This window comes from Bradyrhizobium sp. BRP56 (genome assembly GCF_020194035.1).
Taxonomy (GTDB): Bacteria; Pseudomonadota; Alphaproteobacteria; order Rhizobiales; family Xanthobacteraceae; genus Bradyrhizobium; species Bradyrhizobium australafricanum.
In genome coordinates this window covers 1-19,499 of the sequence record NZ_JADYVV010000003.1, presented here as the reverse complement: position 1 = coordinate 19,499, position 19,499 = coordinate 1, and the positions used below count along the sequence as shown (strand labels likewise).

Here is a 19,499-nt window from a genome sequence, read left to right as displayed (position 1 = left end):
CTAGCGCCGCACGATCGAGCCGGCGCGCCCGACCAGCCGCGCCAATTGCTTGAAGCGGCTGCCGACGCGGTCGGCGACCAGATCCACCATCCGGTGCTCGAACACCAGCATCAGCTTGCGGCCCTGGGTGCGGAAATGGGTTGCCGGCAGCACGCCGGTGCGCGCCGCCGTGATCAGATGCGCGACGCGAAATGCGGCGCCGAGCACGCGGGCGCGCTCGTCCATCGCCGGCGTCACCAGCGCGCGGATCTGCGGCGGCGGCTCGTTTTCCTCGCTGAGCCCGGCGTAGCGATAGAACACCGAGAGCGCGACGAAGGCGCGGCCCTGATGCGTGATCGAGCCGAAATTGCCGTTCATGATCAGGCTGAGGGTTTCCTCGCCGCGATGATCGGGATGCACCCGCCAGCCGATGTCGGAGAGCAGGCAGGCGACGTGCCGCAGCCTGCGGTCTTCCTCGGTCTCGCGCAGCCTGACGACGCGCACCAGCCGGTCGGTCCACGCCGTCAGCTCCTGGGCGTGGCGGGCCGAGCGCGACAGCAATTCGTTGAGATTCTGCGCGGCGCAGAGCAGTCCGTCCTTGGCGCGTTCGGCCTGCGGCAGCATCTCGTAGAGCAGGCCCTCGCGTACGCCGAAGGTCGAGAACACGATGGTCTTCGGCTGGGCCACGCGGATGATGTATTCGAGCACGAGCGCGGCGTAGGCCAAGAGCGGCCGCCGCGCATCGGCGACCGACTCGATATTGGCCAGCATGTTGGTGGCCGCCAGCCGTCGCAGCCGCTGCGCGAAGTCGAGTGCGTCGGCCGCCGGGATCGAATAGCCGTGCATCACCTTGAGCGGGTAGCCGCTCTGGATGATGTGAATGCGCGCCAGCGCACGCCAGGTGCCACCGACCGCATAGAAGGTACGGCCGCGCCCGGTCTTGAGCTGGGCGACGCCGAGCAGCTCGTTCTTGACGATGCGTTCGGCGCGCTTGAGCGATTTGTTGGAGAGGTCCTGCAGCGCGAGGCTGCCGAGCGGCAGCGTCACGCCGCTGCGCACGCGGCTGCCCTTGACGTCAATCAATTCGAGCGAGCCGCCGCCGAGATCACCGACGATGCCGTTCGGATTGTGCACGCCCGAGACGACGCCGAGCGCGGACAGCTTCGCTTCACGCGGTCCGGTGAGGATCTCGATCTTGGCGCCGCAGATGCGCTCGGCCTTGGCGATGAAGTCCGGACCGTTCTTGGCGTCGCGGCAGGCCGCGGTCGCGATCGCGTAGACGCGGCCGACTTGCTGGATCTTGCACAGCGCACGAAAACGGCGCAGCGCGGTGAGCGCCTTGTTGACGGCATCGGTTGCGAGCAGGCCGGTGCTCTGCACCTCGCGTCCGAGCCCGCACAGCGCCTTCTCGTTGAAGATGGTGATGAGGCTGCGCGCCATCGCCTCGTAGACCACGAGACGAACCGAGTTCGAGCCGATATCGATGACAGCGACGCTGGAAGCGCGCTTCCGCGGCCGCTTCACCGTAAGGCCCCCTTAAGACGATGGCTGCTGACGCTCGTTGCGACGCGTGAGACGGCGCGGTGAAGATTCCTTGAGAGACTTACCACGGCCGGACAGACTCGGATTTGTCATGAAGTAGTCATGCAGATTGAAGGGCTCTTCGCCTTTCGCGGCCTTCATACGCGTTGACGACCCATCCGGCAACAATTGCCAGCTTTGCTCGGTGTCCTTCAGGTTCGCGACCATGATCTGTTCGAGAACCTGCTGATGCACCGTGGGATTTTGCAGCGGACAGAGAACCTCGACGCGACGGTCGAGGTTCCGCGGCATCATGTCGGCGGACGAGATATACACAGCAGCTTTTGTGCTCGGCAGGCCCTGACCCATGCCGAAGCAATAGATTCGGCCGTGTTCCAGGAACCGGCCGATCACCGATTTGACGCGGATGTTCTCCGACAGTCCCGGCAGCCCCGGCCGCAGGCAGCAGATGCCGCGCACCACGAGCTCGACCGAGACGCCGGCCTGCGAGGCCTCGTACAGCGCGTCGATGATATCGGGATCGACCAGCGCATTCATCTTCATCCAGACCGCGCCGGGCCGGCCGTGCTTGACGTGGGCGATCTCGCCGTGGATGTGCTCGATGATCCGCTTGCGCAGCGTCAGCGGCGACACCGCCATCTTCTCGATGTCGCTCGGCTCGGCATAGCCGGTGATGTAGTTGAAGACCCGCGCGACGTCGCGGCCGATGATCGGATCCGAAGTGAAGTAGGAGAGGTCGGTGTAGATGCGCGCGGTGACCGGGTGATAGTTGCCGGTGCCGGTGTGCACATAGGTCGTGAGATTGCCGCCCTCGCGGCGCACCACCATCGACAGCTTGGCATGCGTCTTCAATTCGATGAAGCCGTAGACCACCTGCACGCCGGCGCGTTCGAGGTCGCGGGCCCAGCGGATGTTGGCTTCCTCGTCGAAGCGCGCCTTCAGCTCGATCAGCGCGGTCACCGACTTGCCGGCTTCGGCGGCTTCCGCCAGCGCCCGCACGATCGGCGAGTTGTTCGAGGTGCGATAGAGCGTCTGCTTGATCGCGACCACGTCGGGATCGCGTGCTGCCTGCTGCAGGAACTGCACCACGACGTCGAAGGATTCGTAGGGGTGATGGACCACGAGGTCCTTCTGGCGAATGGCGGCGAAGATATCGCCGCCATGATCGCGCACCCGCTCGGGGTGGCGCGGCACATAGGGCGGGAATTCGAGGTCGGGGCGATTGAGGCGGGTGAGCTGCGACAGCTCGTTCATCGCCAGCACTCCGTCGACCAGGATCACTTCGTCGTCTGCTGCCGACAGGGCGTGCTGCACGAAGATGCGCAGCTCCTCTGGCATCGTGGCCTCGATCTCGAGCCGGATCACCGACCCGCGGCGGCGCCGCTTGAGCGCGGTCTCGAACAGGCGAACGAGGTCTTCGGCCTCTTCCTCGATTTCGAGTTCGGAGTCCCTGATGATGCGGAATGCGCCCTGGCCCTTGACGGTGTAGCCGGGGAACAGGCGGCCGATGAAGAGACCGGTAGCCTGCTCCAGCGTGATCAGCCGCGCCGGCGCGCCTTCCTTGGTGGAGGGGATGCGGATGAAGCGGTCGATCTTGCCGGGCATGCGGATCAGCGCGTTCATCGCCTTGCCGTCGGAGATCCGCGACAATTGCAGCGCCACCGTGAAGCCGAGATTCGGGATGAACGGGAAGGGATGCGCCGGGTCGATCGCCAGCGGCGTCAGCAACGGGAAGATGTTGTGGAGGAAGTGATCCTCGATCCAGCTGCGCTCGGACTTGGTGACGTCGCGGGCGTCGACCAGCTGGATGCCGACCTTGGCCAGGATATCCCGCAGGTCGCTCCAGATCGCCTGCTGGTCGGAGGCGAGCTGCGAGACTGTCTTGTTGATCATCACGAGCTGATCGGCCGGCAGCAGGCCGTCCGGGCTGCGCTCGGTAATGCCCTCGCGGACCTGCGCCTTGATGCCGGCGACACGGACCATAAAGAACTCGTCGAGGTTATTCGCCGAAATCGACAGGAAGCGGACCCGCTCCAGCACGGGATGGCCGAGATTGACCGATTCCTCGAGCACCCGCCGGTTGAAGTGCAGCCAGGAGAGCTCCCGGTTAATGAAGCGCTCGGGGCTGGTCGCGATTGCGGGAATGGCGGGAAATTCCGCCTCTTTTTCTTTGATTTCAGTAGCTTGTACCGAGTCCATCAAGTGCTGGTCCAATTCAGGGCAGGGGGCCAGGGCGGTCTAGCCGAGAGCCGCAGAGACCATGTGATATTGCGATGACGTTTCGATGACATTGATGTTCCGCTCACCTGCGCCGTCAAGCCGCGGGGATGGATCAGGCATCGCGCAACAGCTCCGCCGCCAGCGCCCGAGTGACCGGACGGCCGAGCCGGAGTGCCTCGGTATCCAGGAGCTCGACCGCTTGCCGGACGGCAACGTAGGAACGCTCGATCCGGTTGCTCAGATAGCTGACGAGCGGTTCGTCCACGCTCATCTGGCGGTCGGCGCAGAACTTGACGATCAGGCCGCGGAACAGCTGGTCGTCCGGCGGCAGCAGCGTCACGGTCGGCACCGCGCGGAGCCGCGACCGCAGGTCGCGCAATTCGATCTCGAACGCCGACGGCGGAACGCGCGCCGTGATCAGCACGTAGGCATCGTCCTGGCGCGCCAGATTCATCAGATGAAACATCGCGCGCTCGTCGAAATCCGACGGCCTCAGATCCTCGACCACCAGCGCACCGGTCGCAAGCGCGGTCGGCACCGTGTCGGCGGTCAGCGCATGCGCCGCGGTCGAGCGCGCGCCGGCGGTCTCGGCCCAGATCGCGGCGAGGTGGCTTTTGCCGGAGCCGTCAGGCCCGACCAGCAGCATGATTCGGTTCGGCCAGTCCGGCCAGCCGTCGATCAGCGCCAGCGCCGCCTCATTGGCAGGGCCCTCGAGGAAATCGTCGCGGGTCAGCTTCTCCTCGTGCGGCAGGGCCAAGGCCAATTGACGAGGTTGAACGCTACTGGCCACGCAAGTCTCCAAACCACTTCATTTTAGCCATGCGCAAACGCGTCGCGTTTGTCGCGGGAAAACCGGCTTCCGCTTTTCCGGATCCCGCCTACCGAGCTTCGATCGTGCTCATGTGCCGCACCCACTCCACGAGATAGAGGGACACCGAACCCAAAGTAAAGATCGTGACCAGGCCCATCAGGATCAGGTCGTAAGGGTGTGGCTGAAAGCCGAAGCCGAGCGAGGCCAGCACCAGCGCTGCGAACGCGACCTGCGCCACCGTGTTCAGCTTCGACACCATCAGCGGCTTCATCTCGACCGGCTTGTCGAACAACCATGACACAATCACGGCGGAGACGATCATGATGTCGCGTGACACCACGAGAATCACGATCCAGCGCGGCACCGCGCCCCAGATTCCGAGCGCGACATAGATCGACACCAGGAGCGCCTTGTCGGCGAGCGGATCGAGCAGGGCGCCGAGCTCGCTCGTCATGTTGAAGCGCTTGGCGAGGAAACCATCGACCGCGTCCGAGACGCCGGCGATCACGAAGATCGCGAACGCAATCTCCATCTGGCTGGACACGATGGCCCAGACGATCACCGGCACCAGGATGATGCGGCCGAGGGTGATGATGTTCGGAATGCTCAACTTGGATCGCTTCCCGGCTAGAAGCCTGATTTTACTCGATATCCGGCTCTTTTGCGCAGCCGCCTTGTGTTATCTACATAGTATCGCGGCGGCAGCGCCGCGAGCCATTGCGCGGGGGCGGAATTCCTCGTAACCAGCCCCTGATCATCTGGAATTGGGCATGACCGAGCGCAAAAACGGGCTCACTTACGCGGATTCGGGTGTCGATATCGACGCCGGCAATCGACTGGTCGATCTGATCAAGCCGATGGTGCGGGCCACCGCGCGGCCTGGCGCGGACGCCGAGATCGGCGGCTTCGGCGGGCTGTTCGACCTCAAGGCCGCCGGCTTCAAGGATCCGGTCCTGGTGGCCGCGACCGATGGCGTCGGCACCAAGCTGAAGATCGCGATCGAGACCGGCATTCATGGCGGCATCGGCATCGATCTGGTCGCGATGTCGGTCAACGACCTCGTCGTGCAGGGCGCGGAACCGCTGTTCTTCCTCGACTATTTCGCCTGCGGCAAGCTCCATCCGGAGGCCACCGCGCAGATCGTCGCCGGCATCGCTGAGGGCTGCCGGGAATCCGGCTGCGCGCTGATCGGCGGCGAAACCGCCGAGATGCCCGGCCTCTACAAGGATGGCGATTACGACCTCGGCGGCTTCGCGGTCGGCGCGGCCGAGCGCGGCACCTTGCTGCCGACGAAGGATATCGCGGCCGGCGATGCCGTGATCGGGCTGGCTTCCTCCGGCGTGCATTCCAACGGCTATTCGCTGGTGCGCAAGATCGTCGAGCAGTCCGGCGTTGCCTATGACGCGCCGGCGCCGTTCGCGCCGGTCATGACGCTTGGCGCCGCGCTGCTGACGCCGACCCGGCTCTATGTGAAATCCTGCCTGCGCGCGATCCGCGACACCGGCGCGGTGAAGGGCCTCGCCCACATCACCGGCGGCGGCTTCACCGACAACATTCCGCGCGTGCTGCCGAAGCATCTCGGCGTCGGCATCGATCTGGCGCGGCTGCCGGTGCTGCCGGTGTTCAAATGGCTGGCCGAGCAGGGCGGCATCGCCGAGCTCGAGCTGCTGCGCACCTTCAACTGCGGCATCGGCATGATCGCGATCGTCAAGGCTGATGCGGTCGACGCCGTGACCGAGGCGTTCACCGCCGGCGGCGAGACCGTGACGTTGCTCGGCGAGGTGATCGAAGCCAAAGGCGAGCATCGCGTGGTCTATAACGGTCATCTCGATCTCTCGCGATGAAGCGCCGCGTCGCCATCCTGATCTCCGGCCGCGGCTCCAACATGGCCGCGCTGATCGAGGCTGCGAAGGCTGCGGATTTCCCAGCCGAGATCGTGGCCGTGATCTCGAACCGCGCCGATGCCGCCGGGCTCGAGAAGGCGGCCGCCAGCGGCATTGCGACCATCGTCATCGAGAGCAAGCCGTTCGGCAAGGACCGCGCCGGCTTCGAGGCCGTGCTGCAGCGCGCGCTCGACGACAGGCAGGTCGAGTTGATCTGCCTCGGCGGCTTCATGCGGCTGTTCACCGCCGAGTTCGCGCGGCACTGGTACGGGCGGATGCTCAACATCCATCCCTCGCTGCTGCCTTGCTTTCCGGGTCTCGATCCGCACGGCCAGGCGTTGCGTGCAGGGGTCAAGCTGTCCGGAGCGACGGTGCATTTCGTGATCCCGGAGACCGACGCCGGACCGATCGTGATGCAGGGCGCGGTCACGGTCGCTGACGACGACACCGCCGAGACGCTCGCCGCGCGCGTGATCACCATCGAGCATCGCATCTATCCGGAGGCGCTGCGGCTGCTGGCAAGCGGCCGGCTCAAGCTCGAAGGCGATCTCTGCAAGACCCTGGGCAGCGGCGCAACCGACCATACCCTGATCGCGCCGGCGCCTTAGCGCGCGGTTGCAGGAGACATCCCCCGGGGTGATGCGGCCGGGGGAGGCATCAGGATGAATTCCGCTGGCAGCGGCGTTCAGTGAACCTTGAGGTTCTCTGCCGACGCCTTGCCGCGGTTCTCGACCAGCTCGTACTCGACGGACTGGTTCTCGTTCAATGTGCTGAGGCCCGCGCGCTCGACCGCCGAGATGTGGACGAACACGTCCTTGTCGCCGACGGCTGGCTTGATGAACCCGTAACCTTTGGTCGGGTTGAACCATTTGACGGTACCCTTCGGCATCGTCTCTCTCCCAGTTTAGACATAAAAAAGACGCGGCCACGTTTTCCACGTGCCACGCCACAAGCGGACTTTGCGCTGTCTGTTCACTTCCCGGGTCGTCAGATCCAAAGTCTTCAAGTCCGAAGTTTCGCCTCTCGAGGCCCTGTACATCGAAGCCTTGGATATCAACGTCGCGAAACGCACAGTCGAACGGCCGCAAATCCGATTGTGAACGGATTGCAACACGAAAATTGCGCCTTAGCAAGCGCGGTGGTCTTGCGTGACGCAACCTCAGCCTGTGCCGGTCGAACTCCGGGGCAACGCGTTCGGCCACTGGCCGACTGCCGGTGGAACCTGGCGCGCATCAGGCGGACGCGCTAACCCCGGTCCACCCGCACCACGCGGCCCTTGTCGATCGCCAGCGCGAGCTGGCCGTGCTTGAGCTTGAGCGCGGCCTCGCCGAACAGTTCGCGGCGCCAGCCGTGCAGGGCGCCGACCTCGGCCTGATCGCTGGCCGCGATCTGCTCGAGGTCGTCGACGGTGGCGATCACCTTGCTGGCGACGCCGTGGCGCTCCGAGGTCATGCGCAGCAGCACCTTCAACAGCTCGACGGTCGCCGCGCCGTTGGAATTGTTTCTCGGCTTTTCCAGCTTGGGCAGCATGGCCTGGTCGCGGGCGAGCCCGCGCTGCACGGCGGCAATGATGTCGGCGCCCCATTTCGAGCGCTCAAAGCCCTTCGGCAGCGAGCGCAGATTGCCGAGCTTCTCCAGCGAGGTCGGCGCATGGGTGGCGATATCGCCGACCGCATCGTCCTTGAGCACGCGCGAGCGCGGCACGTCGCGGCTCTGCGCCTCCTGCTCGCGCCAGGCCGCGACCTCGATCAGCACCGCGAGCTCGCGCGGCTTGCGCACGCGGGTCTTGAGCCGCTCCCAGGCGCGCTCCGGATGGAAGTCGTAGGTCTTCGGCGAGGTCAGGACCTCCATCTCCTCGCTGACCCAGTCGCTGCGGTCGCGCTTCTTCAGATCGGCGTCGAGCGCCGCGAACACTTCGCGCAGATGGGTCACGTCGGAGACGGCGTAATGCAGCTGCTCGTCGCTCAGCGGCCGGCGCGACCAGTCGGTGAAGCGATGGGTCTTGTCGGGGCGGTGGCCGGTGACGCGGTCGACGAGCTGGTCGTAGGCGATGCTGTCGCCATAGCCGAGCACCATGGCGGCGACCTGGGTGTCGAAGATCGGATGCGGGATCGTGCCGGACAGGTGCCAGACGATTTCGATGTCCTGCCGCGCGGCGTGGAATACCTTGAGCACGGCCTCGTTCGACATCAGGTCGAAGAACGGCTTGAGGTCGATGCCGGGTGCCAGCGCGTCGACCACGACCGCTTCTTCCGCGCTCGCCATCTGCACGACGCAGAGCAGCGGATAGTAGGTCGTCTCCCGCAGGAACTCGGTGTCGACAGTGATGACCTTGTGTTTGGCGAGCCGGTCGCAGGCGGCGGCGAGGTCGGAGGTCGTGCTAATCAAATCCATGAAGTGTCCATAACGGCTTGACCACACGCGTTCTGCCGAAAGGGCAGCTATGTCAAGGGTCTTGCAGGGATTTTGGCCCCGCGCGGGGTGAGGGACGGGCCATTTTTGAATTGATTGGGCATGATTCGAGGGTGTTTTCGGCCCGGTCGTGCCGGGAATTCGGCCGTCGTGCGGGCGAAAGGCTGGGGCCCGTAGCCATTGAATTTGATACTGAATGGGATCGCTGCCCCAGCACCGCGCAACAATTCTCACATGGAGTAACGGGTTCTGGCCTTCGCTAGGACGGCACCGAACGTATGGTACCGCCGACGTCCACAATCGTCGTCCCTGCGAAAGCACTAGGGCATTTACACATCTCTTCGAGGCTAGAAAACCGACTCATCATCAAGGGGTTAGCTACAAGGCGAGAGCCGAAATCGGTGGGCGCAACCCTAGTGCAGACGAGCAAGTTCTCCGCAGTTTTCGGCCAACTCTTTGAGAAGACTCCGGAAAGACTGCGGAGGATATGTATATACGCTATTGCGAAAGCAGGGACCCATAACCACAGGGCTGTGTTGTTGAAACGAGCTGTGGCCACAGCTCTGCAAGCCAATTCGCATTCGTGGTTATGGGTCCCGGCCTTCGCCGGGACGACACCGAATGTATTGCGCTGCCGGTGGGTCACACCTTCGCATCCTCAGGACATGAGTTGCCCGGCGCATCTCGACCCGCATTCGTGACGATCGCGAAGCGCCCCTCGATCAGGTGAGACGGGCGAACCATACGCTGAGTTTGTCTTTCGGATAAAGCGAAATATTTTCGCGTTGGGGCTTGCGCCGTCGGGCAACTCAGTGGCAGGGGGCCTGTCATGGCGCGCAAAATCGAATGGCTCCGCGCGCAAATTCGTACGTCACGCCATCGTTCGCCGGGCGCCTTTGTCGCGCCGAGTGCCGAGCATGCCGGAGGTCGGATGGTGGCGCCCGAGGGGGCGACTCTGGTTTCGCCTACAGAATTGGCGAACGTCATCGCAGTCGGCGAAGGGCCAAAATACCAGCGCGTGCTCTATCTCGAATATCCGAGCGACCGAGGGCAGAGTGCGTCTTCGATCGGCCTGCTCCTTGTTTTCGCACTTTGTGAACGCGTCCAGTCTGGGGTAAACAGGTCCCTTGGCATCGTCGAACGAGGCCCATTGTCGCCAATGGCCCGCAGTCGGACGGATCACAATGCCGGAGAAACAGCCAAGCGCCGATATGGAGGCTGCTCTCAAGCACTGGCTCGAAACCGTTGATCTCGGCCAGTATAGCGACCTCTTTGTCCTGCATCGCATCGGTTTGGACATCCTGCCCGATTTGACCGAGCAGGATCTGGTCGAACTTGGACTTCCGCTGGGAGACCGCAAGCGCTTGCAGCGCGCGGTTGCTTCCCTGACCCGTTCGGCAAAAGGTCCCGCCGGCGGTAGGAGCGTCGCGGAAGGCGCAGCGGTGAGCGCCGAGAGGCGCCAGCTGACCGTGATGTTCTGCGACATGGTCGGATCGACCTCGCTGTCCGAGCAGTTCGATCCCGAAGACGTCCGCGACATGATCGCGAGCTTCAGGGAAAAGTGCGTCAGCGTGGTCAAGCGGTACGAAGGCTTCGCGGCCCGCTACCTCGGGGACGGCATTCTGGTCTATTTTGGCTATCCGAATGCCCATGAGGATGACGCCGAGCGGTCGGTGCGTGCGGCGCTCGAAATTGTACGGAGCCTGTCGTCGGCGAGAGCGAGTGACGCCCGCGACGTTGCAAGTCATGGGCCCAGTGTGCGCATCGGGATTGCGACCGGCCTTGTTGTCGTCGGAGACCTGGTTGGACAGGACACCGAGGAGCACGATTCCGCAGTCGGCGAGACGCCAAATCTGGCAGCCCGTCTGCAGGCCTTGGCGCCTCCGGACGGCGTCGTCATTGCGTCTTCGACGCAATCCCTGCTGAGAGGAAAGTTCGACTACCAGGACTTCGGATTGCACGCGCTGAAGGGGATATCCGCGAAGGCCCAGGCCTGGCTCGTGGTTCGGCCCTGCCGCGCCGAGACGCGATTTGCCGCGGCCATGGGCTCCAGATTGACGCCGCTCGTCAACCGCACCGAAGAGGTGGCGTTGCTGCTCACGCGTTGGCAGCAAGCGAAAGCCCATGAGGGGCAGGTCGTGCTGCTGACGGGCGAGCCGGGAATTGGAAAATCCAGGATCGTTCAGGAATTGCGGGAGCGGATCGCAGGTGATCAGCACGGACAAGTTTCGTTCCAGTGCTCTCCCTATTACAGCAGCACCGCTTTTCATCCCTTCATCGAGCATCTCAAATTCGCGCTTGGCCTTGACGGCGAGAACGCGTCTGCGCTTTGGCTGACAAAGCTTGAAGCCGGTGTCGCCGCCTCGAACGGCGAGGCGGCGACAGTGGTGCCGATCCTTGCGGCGTTGCTTTCAATTCCCACCGGGGACCGCTACGCGGCCCTGGATCTCTCGCCGCAACAGCTGAAGGATGCGACGATCGCCACGCTCGTCAACCATCTGCTCGCGCAAGCGCGCGAGCAGACGCTCCTGGTCGATTTTGAGGACGCACATTGGATCGATCCCACCTCGCGGGCCGTGCTCGATCTGCTGGTGGAGAACGTTCGCACCACGTCGATCCTTGTCGTGATCACCTGTCGTCCGGAGTTTCAGCCGGGCTGGAAGGATCACGCGCACACCATCAGTGCGAACCTCAAGCGTCTCGGCCGACAGGTCCGCACGATATTGGTCGAACGTGTGGCTGGAGAAAAGGAGCTTCCCCGAGAGGTGATTGAGGACATCATTGTCAAAACCGATGGCGTGCCGCTCTTCCTTGAAGAGCTGACCAAGGCCGTTCTCGAATCCGACGTCTTGACTGAGCAACATGGACGTTACGTCTTGTCCGGTCCGTGGCATCAGCTCGCTATTCCCGCGACATTGAACGATTCCCTGATGGCCCGCCTCGACCGGATGGGATCATTCAAGAAAATCGCGCAGATCGGCGCCACCATCGGCCGCGAGTTTTCTTATGAGATCCTTCGCGAGGTTGCCGAGGCGCCGGCGGACCAGATCGAAGCCGCCCTGAACCATCTGGAGGCAGCCGGATTGATCGTCCGCTTCGGCTTTCTGCCGGAGGCGCTGTACTCGTTCAAGCACGTGATGATCCAGAATGCGGCGCATGAAAGCTTGTTGCACAGGGAAAGACGGACGCTGCACGCCAAGATCGCACGCGTGCTGGCCGAAAAATATCCGGAAAAGATCGAGCGCGAACCGGAGCTTCTTGCCTACCACCTGACCGAGTCTGGCCAAAGCGAGCCGGCTGCGGGCTTCTGGCTCAAGGCCGGAAAGCAGGCCGCAATGAAGGGTGCGACTCTGGAGGCGATCGGTCATTTGCGTCGTGGGCTCGGGGTTCTGCAAGCCTCACCCCGCATGCAGGACCGAAACGAGTCCGAGCTTGAGCTTCGCATCGCCCTGGGCACCGCCCTGATCGCGGCAAAGGGATACGCCGTCCAGGAAGTCGAGGAGAACTATGTTCGCGCGCTCGAACTCGGCCGGAATCTTGGCAACATGGCGAAGGTCTTTGCGGCGACGCGCGGACTTTGGGTGTGCCACTTCATCCGCGGCGATCTCGCACGGGCGCATGAGCTGAGCGCGGAGCTCCTGCGGTTCGCAAGGCGCGAGGCATCGAACCAAAGTTCGTCCGCGACGCAACAGACGGGATATCTGATCGAGGCGCATCGGGCGATCGCGATGACCATGCTGTACCGCGGGCGGTTTGTCGCCGCCGAACATCACCTTCATCGCTTCAGGAATCTGTACAGTCCTGATCTACACGGCGCCCTGACGGCAACGCATGGCATCCATCCTGGCATCGTCTCGCTCTCGTATCTCGGGTACGTGTCGTGGTTTCTGGGCCGTCCTGACGCGGCGTGCCGATATAGCCAGCAGGCTATTTCGGAAGCGGAAGACCTTCGCCACCCCTTCACGCTGTCGTTTGCGCTGACATTCGGCGCTTACGTTTGCCAGCATCTCCGCGATGTCGAAGGGACCCACGACTACACCAACAGGGCACTGGCTCTCTCATCGGAACACGGCTTCCTGCATTGGAAGCATCAGACGACCATCCTGCGAGGATGGGCGATGACCGAGCTTGGGAATGTCGATGAGGGATTGAACCAGATGCGAATGGCCATCGACGGTTACGAGGGCATGAGCGCTCGGCTAGCCAGTTGCTGGTTCAGGAGCCTGCTCGCGAAGGCTTATGCAAGTGCCGGCTTGCCGGATGCTGCCTTGCACGAACTCGACAGCGCATTGGCGATCGGGAGAAGAACGGGAGAGCATTTTTACGAAGCCGAGATCTATCGTCTGCAAGGTGAGATGACACTCAATCACGCGAAATCATCGTCCGTCGAATCCGCCGAGCGAATGTTCCTCGCCTCGATCGAGCTGGCGCGCAGGCAAAGCGCGCGGTCCTTAGAATTGCGGTCAGCTGTCAGCCTGGCGCGCCTTTGGCGACATTCCGGCAAACAGGCGCGAGCGGCCGAGCTGCTGCTACCCGTTGTCCGAACGTTCACGGAAGGTCTAGGTACGCCTGACGTCAAGGAAGCGCTCGAGCTGGCGAATGAACTGACAATGGAAATGCCCGGAGATCATGAATGGAGCGGGCGGGTCTGAGGATACAGAGGCGCCCCGGGCGCCGTCCGCCCGCTTGCGCCTGACCGTCGTCTCCACGCATCGCAGATGAATGATGGTGTTCGCTTCGGCCCAAGTTCGCGGCGGCGGCAACGTTGGGTGGATGCTGTTCCGGCGATGTGCGCCGGACTGATCAGCGGTTGGCGATGCGCCTGGCCTCGATTGGCGGGGCAACGTCGTCCCGATCGATCCGGGCTTCGCCCGCACGAATGCGCGACGGCCATCCGTGCCGCGAGGCCAGCGTCGTCAGCCTGTCCCTGACGAGATAATGCACGGGGCCTTCGAGGAAGCGCCAGACGAACCATGCCAGCAGCACCATGCCCGTCACGACCAGCGCGGTCGACAGCGCGTCCGGCGTTGGCGTGATCAGGAGCAGGATGACGTAGCCGAGCTGCAGATGCAGCAGATAGAGCGGGTAGGTGATGCCTCCCACGGCCCTGACGAGGCTTTCCGGCAGCGGCACCGACTTGATACGGGTGGCGGCGAACACAATGCCGAGCGAGACGATGCAGATCACCGTCACGACGCGGGGATCGAAGCTGCCATGGGTGTGGACGCCGAGCCGCTCCAGCTTGTGCACGGCCTGGAACGTCGCCGTGCCTATCGCCAGCGTCAGCAGGCTGTAGAGCCTGGTGTCGCGCCGTCCGCGGTAGTGCTCATAGATCAGGAGCCCGACGGCGAAGAAGCCACTGTCGTCGGCCATGAACAGCTTCTCGAACAGGGGAACGTCGAGGGTCAGCTCATTGGCGAAGGTGATCGCGATCCACGCCACGATGATCGTGTCGATGCGCCGCGGAAAGATGCCCCAGGCCAGGAACAGCGCGATCCAGACGTAGAACACGACCTCGATCACCAGCGACCAGTAGGCGTCGTCCATGTAGGGCTGACCGAGCATCGGGGCCGCGATGAACAGGTTTGCCAGCCATTGCCCCCACGTCACGTGGAAATACGCGTGGCCCAGCAGCAACGTCGCGAGGAAGGTCAGCGTCATGCAGATGACAAAGGTCGGATAGATCCGGCTGAAGCGGGCGATTGCGAAACCGACCGGCGTGCGGCTTTCGGCCGAATAGGCAATGACGAAGCCAGAGATCGCGAAGAACACCGGGACGCCGAGGAAGCCGTATTGCGCGACCGGGGCGAGGTATGGAATCGCCACTTTTTGCACGCCGTTCGATGCCACGCCCCAGAAGCCGTAATGATACAGGATCACGGCCCCGACCGCGGCAAGCCGCAGCAGGTCCAGCACGGGAACCCGGGTCGGATCCGGTTGTTTAGAAGCGTTCGGCATATATCCGCTATCGTGGCGGCGAGGCATGAAGGCGTTCTTAATCCACCCGGCGAAACGACCGCGCGGTCATTCACGATTGCAGGAGCCCCGTGGCGATGCCGGCGGCCGCGCTGAGCATGACCACCACGAGCGGCGGCGCGCGCCATGCCGTGAGCAGGACAAAGCCGGCCAGCGCGATGCCGAAATCGAGCGGACGGTGGATGCTGCTGGTCCACACCGGATTGTAGAGCGCGGCCCCCAGAATGCCGACGACGGCGGCGTTGACGCCGCGCATCATCGCCTGCGCCGCCGGCCGTTTGCGAAAGCTGTCCCAGAACGGCAGCGCCGCGAGCAGCACGAGAATTCCCGGCAGGAAGATACCGACGAGGCCGACGATCGCGCCCGGCAGGCGGCCGATCACGGCGCCGAGATAGGCGGCAAAGGTGAATAGCGGGCCCGGTACCGCCTGCGCGGCGCCGTAGCCCGTCAGGAACGCATCGTCGCCGATCCAGCCCGGCGTCACTACGGCTTCGCGCAGCAGCGGCAACACGACGTGGCCGCCGCCGAACACCAGCGCGCCCGAGCGGTAGAAGGCCTCGAACAGGCCGAGGCCGGGCCATGTCCGCGACAGCAGCGGCAGTCCGACCAACAGCGCGACGAACAGGATCAGCGCCGCGACGCCAACACGGCGCGATACCGGCATCGCGATATGGGTGACCCCGTTGGCCTGTTGCGCCCGGCAGAGCCAAAGCCCGGCGATAGCGCCGAGCACGATGGCGCCGATCTGCGCGATCGACGACGAACTGGCGAGGATGACGAGTGCCGCGACCGTCGCGATCGAGGCGCGTTCGCGGTCGGGGCAGAGCGAGCGCGCCATGCCCCAGACCGCCTGGGCGACGATCGCCACCGCAACCAGCTTGAGGCCATGCACCAGGCCACTACCCGCAGGGCCGCTCAATCCGCTGGCGCCGAAGGCAAACAGCACGAGCGCGATCGCCGAGGGCAGCGTGAATCCGGTCCAGGCCGCCAGCGCCCCCAGGTACCCGGCGCGCATCAGGCCGAGCGAAAAGCCGACCTGGCTGCTCGCAGGGCCCGGCAGGAATTGGCAGAGCGCGACCAGATCCGCATAGGCCTGTTCGTCAAGCCAGCGCCTGCGGGTGACGAACTCGTCGCGGAAATAGCCGATATGGGCGATCGGGCCGCCGAAGCAGCTGACGCCGAGCTTGAAGAAGATGAGCAGCACCTCGAGCGGCGAGTGCGTCGAGCTCGCGGTGGAGGGCGGTGTGCCGGGCTGCGGGACGTCGGTGTCGTTCAAGCGTCGTCAATTCCCGCAATTTGCGTCCCAGGTCAGGACTCGTCAGCGCGAGCATATCGCCATTCGATGACGTTTGAGCGCGTTATTTCTCGCGGCTCTCACTCGCAGCGGATGTTCTTCGACGGCCGGCGCGCGGCGGGCATCGCCAACACGACGAGACAGAGCGCGATCATCGCCAATCCCATAAATTCGAATGCAAATGCGTCCACGGGCCATTCTCCCCCATCAGAAACAGTTAGACTTGTTGGGGGAGCGTTGACGCGCTGTTAAGCCTTATGGTTACCGCTGCCGGCCTCGGCGCATGGTGGAGAGTGAGTTAACGCTCACATGGAGCGTTAGGCGGCCACGCTGAGCGGTCCGGTGCGCAGCTTCAGATCCACCGGGGTCGGGTTGCGCAGGATGTCCAGCACGGGGCAATGACGGTCGACGGTGTCCTTCAGCCGAGCGATGTCTGCCGCGGAGGCCGGACTGTCGATGGCGACCTCGGCCTCGATCTGCTGGAAACCAGCTCGCACGTCTGGATCGACGCTGAAGAAGCCGCGCAGATCGATGGCGCCCGACAGCTTGACGGACACGCCGTTGAGGGGAATGCCGAGCGCGTCGGCATAGAGCCGATAAGTGATCTCCTGGCATGAGCCGAGCGCGGCGAGGATGTACTCGACCGGGTTCGGTGCGGTGTCCAGGCCGCCCAGCGCCGGCGGCTCGTCGACGCTGACATTGAATTGCCGCACGGCAACGCGGCTATTGACGCCGTCGCCGAGTTGCGAAGTCGCCTGGAACACGGCCTGCGCCTGCGCCGGATCGGCGCCGAGCGCCTGTTGGGTGTCTGCGAAAACCTGCCTGAACCTGAAGCTCATCGTTCGTCTTCCCCATGGCATCAATCACGAGAGGCTGATCGAACGGCCCATGCAGGGCAATAGTCGCGAGATAAAAACGACAGCAGCTCCGCGAAGCGCGAAATTTGCAGCAGCATTTTTCCCGCGCGCGTCGATGCGTAGGATGAGTAGAGCCAACGGGGCCGCGCAAGGCGCGGCCCGATGATAGAACTCCGCGAAACCCATAGTGGTGCCGCTCGCGAGATGAGCTGATGGGTTTCGCTGCGCTCTACCCATCCTACGGGCTACCCATCCTGCCGTGTCACGCGGCGAGGGCGTCCTGGTTGATCTCACCCTTGGCGAGCGCCGTCAGCAGCGTGTCGACGTGCCGCTCTTCGTCGAGACTGTCGTGCAGGAGCCGCTGGTCGTCGCGCAGGTTGAGCTGGCCTGCGAGGGCGGCCGCGCTGCCATAGGCGGCGATCTCGTAATGCGCGAGCTTCTGCGCCGACGCGACGAGGCCGGCATCGCGCAGATTGTCGTCGGGCAGCAGCGAAACCATCTTGGCGGTCTCGTGGATCAGCGCCTGCATGGCCTGGTCGGTGTGCTCAAGCGGATCGGCGCCGTGCATGCGCAGCAGCGACTTCAGCCGCTCGCCCTGCACGATGGTCTCGCGGTGATGGCGGCTGAACGCATCCTTGAGCGACGGATGCGAGGCGATCTCCGCCATCCGCGCCAGCGCCACGGCGAGCTGATCCTCGACGCTTGCGAGTTCCTGAAGCTCGGCGACATACATGTCCTTGAAGCTGGTGATCCTCATCGTGAAACCTTTCTTGTTTCTTCGTTGTTTCGGCGTTCAGGCGGTGTGGCCGCCGGAACCGGAATCGACCGGCGTCTTCTTGGCGCGTTGCGGCGTCATCTTCGCCGGGTCCGGTTGCCCGGGCACGCCGCGCGGCCCGAGTTGCCGGCGCTGCAGATCGTCCTCGGAGAAGGGCGGCTCGACGCCGTTCGGGTTGCTGCGCTCGATCGCGGTTTTCAGGTCGTCATCGCGCTGGTTCATACTGGCGCTCCATCAACAGGCGGCACGGAACCTGGATCGGACGAGACCGCACGTTCCGCGCTGACCGGCCAACGATGCGCGCGCGAAATCGTTGCAAACAAATCGGGGGCGCGGCGCTACGCCACGAGCTTCGGCAGCGCGGCCGCGAGCGCATCCACCGCAAAGCGGATCTTGAGTGGCAGTCGCGGCGTCGGCAGCCACAGCGCGTGGCAATCGTAGGGAAATTCCCCGCTGTCGCCGAGAACGCGGACCAGCGCGCCGGTGTCGAGGCGTTCGCGCACCAGCCAGGAGGGCAGCCACGCCAGCCCCATGCCGCGCGCTGCGGCATCCGCGATGGCTTCGAGGTCGTCGAGCCTGAGCCGCCCGGCCGGCCAGACCTCGTGCGGCGCAAGACCGTCGCGCGGGAACAGCCAGGGGCGAACGCGGCCCGAGCGGCGGTAGACGATCGCCTGGTGCCGGCCGAGCTCGTCGAGCGTGCGCGGCCTGCCATGGGCCTTCAGATAGGCGCGCGAGCCGCACACCACCATGCGCTGGCGCGCGATGCGCCGCGCGATCACGCCGGATTGCTCGTTTAGCTCGCCGGTCCTGATCGCAAGGTCGTAACCGCCCTCTATCAGATCGGCGATCGGATCGCCGAACGCGAGATCGAGCTCGAGCGCGGGATATTTCTGCGCGAGCTTCAGCAGCGTGGGGACGACGCAGTAGCGGCCGAGCAACGCCGGCATCGTCACCCGCAGCCGCCCGCGCGGCTGCGACGATTGATCGGAGGCGAGCGCGTCGGCCGCCTCGGCCTCGCCGAGCACGATGCGGCAGCGCTCGTAATAGGCTTGCCCTGAATCGGTCAGGCTCTGCCGCCGCGTGGTGCGATGGAGCAGGCGGACGCCGAGCCGTTGTTCGAGGAAGCGCACATGCTTGCCGACCATCGGGGCCGACATCTCGAGCGCATCGGCGGCGGCCGCGAACGAGCCGAGATCGACCGCCCTGACGAAGACGGCCATGCTGGTGAGGCGATCCAATTCAAAACTCCTAGTTTCGATCGTCGGAGCCAACGGGTGATTTATCCGGCGATCGCCGCCGGGCATAGCGGCATTCCATTCAATTGTTTTGGAGTTCGGCCCATGGCCCGCGTCGTCCGCTTTCACCAGCATGGTGGTCCCGAGGTGCTGCGTATCGAGGAGATCGCGGTTGCGCCGCCGGCGCCCGGCGAGGTTCAGATCCGAGTCAAGGCGCTCGGGCTCAACCGCGCCGAGGCCTCGCTGCGCCGGGGCAGCTATATCGAGACCGCGACGCTGCCGTCCGGCCTCGGGCTGGAAGCCGCCGGGATTGTCGCGGCGATCGGCGAAGGCGTCGAAGAATTTGCGTCGGGCGATGCCGTGAGCATCGTGCCGCCGGTCTCGATGGCCTGAGTTCACAAACGAAGTGCAACACTTCCTTGAGGAGGTGTTGCCATGGGGCGGACTTACAAGCAGCTCTCTCTGGACGACCGATGCGAGATTGCCTGCCTATCGGCCAATGGCAGCTCGGTCCG

15 protein-coding genes and 1 pseudogene are annotated in these 19,499 nt (G+C 64.4%); 4 read left to right on the top strand and 12 right to left on the bottom strand.

Going from position 1 to position 19,499, the window contains the following annotated elements; translation table 11 throughout:
- The 4 genes from ppx to I6F38_RS03450 form a co-directional block, all read right to left on the bottom strand.
- On the bottom strand, positions 1–1,503 hold the full coding sequence (gene ppx / locus I6F38_RS03465; protein WP_225159070.1) for an exopolyphosphatase: 1,503 nt from the start codon (positions 1,501–1,503) through the stop codon (positions 1–3).
- A gap of 12 nt (positions 1,504–1,515) precedes the next feature.
- The gene (locus I6F38_RS03460; protein WP_225159069.1) at positions 1,516–3,720 is read right to left on the bottom strand and encodes an RNA degradosome polyphosphate kinase; all 2,205 of its coding nucleotides are present in this window, start codon (positions 3,718–3,720) and stop codon (positions 1,516–1,518) included.
- 133 nt (positions 3,721–3,853) lie between these two features.
- Positions 3,854–4,531, bottom strand: a complete 678-nt coding sequence (locus tag I6F38_RS03455; RefSeq protein WP_225159068.1) for a DnaA/Hda family protein — start codon at positions 4,529–4,531, stop codon at positions 3,854–3,856.
- Between the two features lie 88 nt (positions 4,532–4,619).
- Positions 4,620–5,162: a CDP-alcohol phosphatidyltransferase family protein gene (locus I6F38_RS03450; protein ID WP_028332358.1), complete on the bottom strand. Its 543-nt coding sequence runs from the start codon at positions 5,160–5,162 to the stop codon at positions 4,620–4,622.
- A gap of 160 nt (positions 5,163–5,322) precedes the next feature.
- Here I6F38_RS03450 and purM point away from each other — a divergent pair, with 160 nt between their 5' ends.
- Together purM and purN are read left to right on the top strand one after the other, a co-directional pair.
- Entirely contained in the window at positions 5,323–6,396 is a 1,074-nt protein-coding gene (gene purM / locus I6F38_RS03445; RefSeq protein ID WP_225159067.1) for a phosphoribosylformylglycinamidine cyclo-ligase, read from the top strand.
- On the top strand, positions 6,393–7,043 hold the full coding sequence (gene purN, locus I6F38_RS03440) for a phosphoribosylglycinamide formyltransferase (RefSeq protein WP_225159066.1): 651 nt from the start codon (positions 6,393–6,395) through the stop codon (positions 7,041–7,043). The genes purM and purN overlap by 4 nt, the downstream gene beginning before the upstream one ends.
- A gap of 77 nt (positions 7,044–7,120) precedes the next feature.
- Here purN and I6F38_RS03435 read toward each other — a convergent pair whose 3' ends face one another.
- Positions 7,121–7,324 (bottom strand): cold-shock protein, encoded by a 204-nt coding sequence (locus I6F38_RS03435; RefSeq protein ID WP_016847412.1) that lies wholly within the window; start codon positions 7,322–7,324, stop codon positions 7,121–7,123.
- A gap of 356 nt (positions 7,325–7,680) precedes the next feature.
- Complete coding sequence (gene rnd / locus I6F38_RS03430; protein WP_225159065.1) at positions 7,681–8,829, bottom strand: ribonuclease D; 1,149 nt, start codon at positions 8,827–8,829, stop codon at positions 7,681–7,683.
- 1,202 nt (positions 8,830–10,031) lie between these two features.
- Here rnd and I6F38_RS03425 point away from each other — a divergent pair.
- Positions 10,032–13,499 carry an adenylate/guanylate cyclase domain-containing protein gene (locus I6F38_RS03425; RefSeq protein WP_225159064.1) on the top strand — a complete coding sequence of 1,156 codons (3,468 nt, stop codon included), beginning with the start codon at positions 10,032–10,034 and terminating at the stop codon, positions 13,497–13,499.
- Positions 13,500–13,650: 151 nt separating this feature from the next.
- On the opposite strand, the gene I6F38_RS03420 is transcribed toward I6F38_RS03425, so the two are convergent.
- From I6F38_RS03420 to I6F38_RS03395, 6 genes are all read right to left on the bottom strand, one after another.
- A complete protein-coding gene (locus I6F38_RS03420) occupies positions 13,651–14,805 on the bottom strand; it encodes an acyltransferase (protein ID WP_225159063.1) in 1,155 nt (384 codons plus the stop codon).
- A gap of 70 nt (positions 14,806–14,875) precedes the next feature.
- Entirely contained in the window at positions 14,876–16,099 is a 1,224-nt protein-coding gene (gene chrA, locus I6F38_RS03415) for a chromate efflux transporter (protein WP_225159062.1), read from the bottom strand.
- Between the two features lie 335 nt (positions 16,100–16,434).
- Positions 16,435–16,956 carry an OsmC family protein gene (locus I6F38_RS03410; RefSeq protein WP_225159061.1) on the bottom strand — a complete coding sequence of 174 codons (522 nt, stop codon included), beginning with the start codon at positions 16,954–16,956 and terminating at the stop codon, positions 16,435–16,437.
- A gap of 280 nt (positions 16,957–17,236) precedes the next feature.
- Complete coding sequence (locus I6F38_RS03405) at positions 17,237–17,731, bottom strand: DUF892 family protein (RefSeq protein ID WP_225159060.1); 495 nt, start codon at positions 17,729–17,731, stop codon at positions 17,237–17,239.
- A gap of 36 nt (positions 17,732–17,767) precedes the next feature.
- On the bottom strand, positions 17,768–17,971 hold the full coding sequence (locus I6F38_RS03400; RefSeq protein WP_076832011.1) for a hypothetical protein: 204 nt from the start codon (positions 17,969–17,971) through the stop codon (positions 17,768–17,770).
- A gap of 116 nt (positions 17,972–18,087) precedes the next feature.
- Positions 18,088–18,987 (bottom strand): LysR family transcriptional regulator, encoded by a 900-nt coding sequence (locus I6F38_RS03395; RefSeq protein ID WP_225159059.1) that lies wholly within the window; start codon positions 18,985–18,987, stop codon positions 18,088–18,090.
- A gap of 102 nt (positions 18,988–19,089) precedes the next feature.
- Here I6F38_RS03395 and I6F38_RS03390 point away from each other — a divergent pair.
- A pseudogene (locus I6F38_RS03390) lies at positions 19,090–19,371 on the top strand (alcohol dehydrogenase catalytic domain-containing protein); the annotation flags it as partial.
- Positions 19,372–19,499: the final 128 nt, after the last annotated feature.